The organism is Paraburkholderia piptadeniae (assembly GCF_900007165.1).
Taxonomy (GTDB): Bacteria; Pseudomonadota; Gammaproteobacteria; order Burkholderiales; family Burkholderiaceae; genus Paraburkholderia; species Paraburkholderia piptadeniae.
On the sequence record NZ_CYGY02000066.1, the window covers coordinates 1 to 3,255 of the forward strand.

General features: G+C 59.0%; 3 protein-coding genes and 1 pseudogene. 2 read left to right on the forward strand and 2 right to left on the reverse strand.

Features of this window, described 5'->3' with window-relative positions:
• Window positions 1-260, reverse strand: a pseudogene (locus tag BN2476_RS48660) (hypothetical protein); the annotation flags it as partial.
• Window positions 261-424: 164 nt separating this feature from the next.
• On the opposite strand from BN2476_RS48660, the gene BN2476_RS31805 reads away from it, so the two are divergent.
• Both BN2476_RS31805 and BN2476_RS48665 read left to right on the forward strand, forming a co-directional pair.
• The gene (locus BN2476_RS31805; RefSeq protein WP_087738171.1) at window positions 425-1,459 is read left to right on the forward strand and encodes an IS630 family transposase; all 1,035 of its coding nucleotides are present in this window, start codon (window positions 425-427) and stop codon (window positions 1,457-1,459) included.
• A 108-nt stretch (window positions 1,460-1,567) separates the two neighbouring features.
• Entirely contained in the window at window positions 1,568-1,762 is a 195-nt protein-coding gene (locus BN2476_RS48665) for a hypothetical protein (RefSeq protein ID WP_087738172.1), read from the forward strand.
• A gap of 63 nt (window positions 1,763-1,825) precedes the next feature.
• Here BN2476_RS48665 and BN2476_RS31815 read toward each other — a convergent pair whose 3' ends face one another.
• The gene (locus tag BN2476_RS31815) at window positions 1,826-2,446 is read right to left on the reverse strand and encodes an SEL1-like repeat protein (protein ID WP_087738173.1); all 621 of its coding nucleotides are present in this window, start codon (window positions 2,444-2,446) and stop codon (window positions 1,826-1,828) included.
• Window positions 2,447-3,255: the final 809 nt, after the last annotated feature.

Sequence of the window (3,255 nt, forward strand, 5' to 3'; positions counted from 1 at the left end):
GTGAACCTCTCGCCTTTCATCAGTTCGGCCACGCGCGCCATGTTCGATTCGAGTGCGATGGCGATATTCTCTGCGCCTACCGCGTCGACCAGAAACTGAAACGATCGCGTTTTGAAGATGGAGGCAGTCTGGGCGGAGTCTCGGGGAGGCGTCTTCACATACGGAGGTCCCGGCCGTTGGGGCGGAGGTTTTTTCTCGTGGTGAGGTTGACGCTGGCCGTTGCGCCGGGATCCCGCATATCGCCCGCGGGCTTGACTCATATAGTAGGACTCCATGCGACGTTGATTCTGGCCGTGATTATAGATGAGACGATGTCGGCATTTAACGCCGTCCTCATGCTGTCACATTTCCGGATTACTCATAAGTCAGGAATTTTGCGGACAGATGGCCTATGCTTGAGCGATAGCTATTGAGAGCGTCGCCCATGAAACGAGATGGCCGGAGCCTGGCTCACAACACGCTCGAAGAGATGCGTATTCTTGCAGTTCAGCGTATGGCTGAAGGCGAGCATCCAAATGATGTCGCCGCGTCGTTTGGAATGCATCGCTCGTGGGCGTACAAGATCAGGGCGCAGGCGCGAGGCCGTGGTCGTGGTGTGCGAGCGCTGCGATCGACCAAGGGCACAGGTCGACCACGTACGCTTACTCCGACGCAGGAGCAGCGGGTAATGCGCTGGGTTAATGGCAAGAATCCAATGCAATACGGGTTTGATTTTGGCTTGTGGACTCGCAACCTGGTTCGTGAACTGGTACGACAGAAATTCGACGTCACGCTGAGCCTGGCTTCGATCGGTGCGATGCTCGCGCGTCTGAACCTGACGCCGCAAAAGCCGTTGCAGCGTGCTTATCAGCGTGACCCGGAAGCTATGGAGCGTTGGCTGCGAGACACCTATCCGAGCATTGCCAGGCAGGCTCGTGAGCAGAAGGCGGATATCTTTTTCTGGGACGAATCGGGTTTCCGTGCCGATTCGGTACATGGCAGGGCGTGGGCGCCGCGCGGTGAGACGCCGGTGGTCGAGCGGCCCGGCGAACGGCAAAGCATGAGCGCCGCGTCCGCTGTCAATTCGAAGGGGGCTTTCTGGTTTGCGACGTATGATGGGGCGCTTATCGGCGAGTTGTTCGTGGGACTGCTCAAGAAGTTGATGTTTAATCGGAAAAAAGCGGTTCATTTGATCGTCGACGGATTGCCAGCCCATAAGAAAGCCGTTGTTAAGGACTATGTCGCTAGTACGCAGGGCAAGTTGACTTTGCATTTCCTGCCCGGTTATGCACCGGACCTCAATCCAGATGAACTGGTGTGGAGTCACGTCAAGCGGACCGGCGTCGCGCGACGCCCGCTTCAAAAAGGTGAAAAGTTGGGCTCAAAAATTCACGAGCAACTTTCACAAATCAGGCGCGATCCGAGCCTTGTTCGATCCTTTTTTAGGCATCAATCTGTCCGCTATATTTCTGACGTATGAGTAAGCTCTCCGCCTTCGGTAGTCAGCCCACGGTTGTGGGCGTCATGCAGCGCCCGTCACCGTACAACCTGATGACCGGCGTCTCGCTCTTTGCATCAGGAGCATCCCGTGTTGAGTGCCCACGAATTCGCAACATTGATGCTGGTCAAGGACTCCGCCGATCACATCGCTGATCGGGAAGAACCTGGTGCGTTGCTTGAACGCCAGCTTGTCGCATTGGAGCGACAAGCTGGCGGAGCAGTACGCCCTCGCATCACGGAGGACGGGGAGTCTCTTCTCCGTAGCCTTGCGTTTATCAATTGATGGAAATATTCGTCGTGTGCCGCCTGAAATCTGCCAACTGCACGACTTGCGGTCGGTGGGAACTCAACGCAGCGCTTCCAGGCGGCGTTGGCAAATTTTGTCATCTCCACCGCGTCGATAGCTCTGCATGGCCTTCGTGCGGTCCGGGATGAATCCGTTGTCGTCCGCACCCCACAGGCCTTCCCAGAAAAGCCCGAGATTGTGTGCCGCGGCCTTGTGTCCCAGTTCAATGGCCTGCTCGTAGAGTGATCGCGCACGGCTCACATCAACCAGCATTCCCCGCCCGAGCCGTGCGCTATCAGCCAGTGCGGCAGCAGCCATGCCGCGCAGACGACTGTCCGCGGTTTCATCTTTCATCACGTCGTCAAGAATCGCGTTCCCGGTCTCAAAGTCCGCCTCACCTCCTGTGGGCGTGACCAAAGAAATGGCGAGGGCCACTCGCCATGCTGGATGGCGGTTGGCACCAATGCGCCCGAGCAACCAGCGGCCCAGATAAGCCGCGCCTTCCAGCGTACTGGTGAGAAGCGCGTTTACGATTACGGCGACCGACTCGGGTGACACGAATCCGGTCTTGTTTGCGGCGAGCACATGCCTGCAAAATTTTTCAACATCGAGGGCAGGGTCGGCCCGACGCAACTGATGCCATTCACGCTCAATTGTCCCAACCCAGCTTTCCATTTGCATGGTGAGCAATCCGTTGGTGAAGAATGCACCTGATTCTAGCTCACCTTTTGCGGCTCCCCAAACGTAATTTGTGTGTTGTCAGCGCGTTCAACTCCGGGGTCGCCGGAAACACCACGGTCGCCGCAGCGTGATGCAGCGAAGCAGGACACGGTGCGGGGCAGGCGAGGGGAGCGGCCAGCCCGTCGCCCTGGACGCCGCTCGGCTGCGCGGCGCGCGGGCGCCGCTGGTCCGTGACCTGCTGACCGCGTGGCGGCAAGCGGCCCACTTTCTACCGCTCGCCTGAGCCATGCAGTGACCATTCGAACGGCTGGTCCACTCCGAAACCCGCCGGATGCTCAAGGCGCACTTGTCTTTAGGTTTGTTCTGTCTTTAGGTTTGTTCGACGCCTGCCCATGTCCGCAGGCTCGCAAGCGCGCGTCAGCGCATGCGGGCAGGCGTTGGACAAACCAGAAGGGAGGAAACCGCGGAGTGCTCCGATGTGGTCGAAGTGGCGAAGGCTATGGTGATTGATGGCCCGCAATGTTCAGGGACGTTGCCCGATGAGTGGTCGAACTGTCTGGCAGATGGTCCGTGATGCGGTGACGAAGCGGTGCAGTCGCGTAAATGGACGGGCGAAGCAGATGTGTGGGAGTCTGTACGAAGTGACAGGCGCAAACGTGCACTCGCGGGCGGCGTTGCCGTCGGGTCGCACGTTCAGGAGCAGTTGTCGTCATGTCACGCCCCGGGGCGTGGGTGGCGCGCGAATCGGCGCGGTCCGCGCAAGGATATCGGTGATGATCATCGGGGCGCCGCAGTGCCGGCAGATGAAG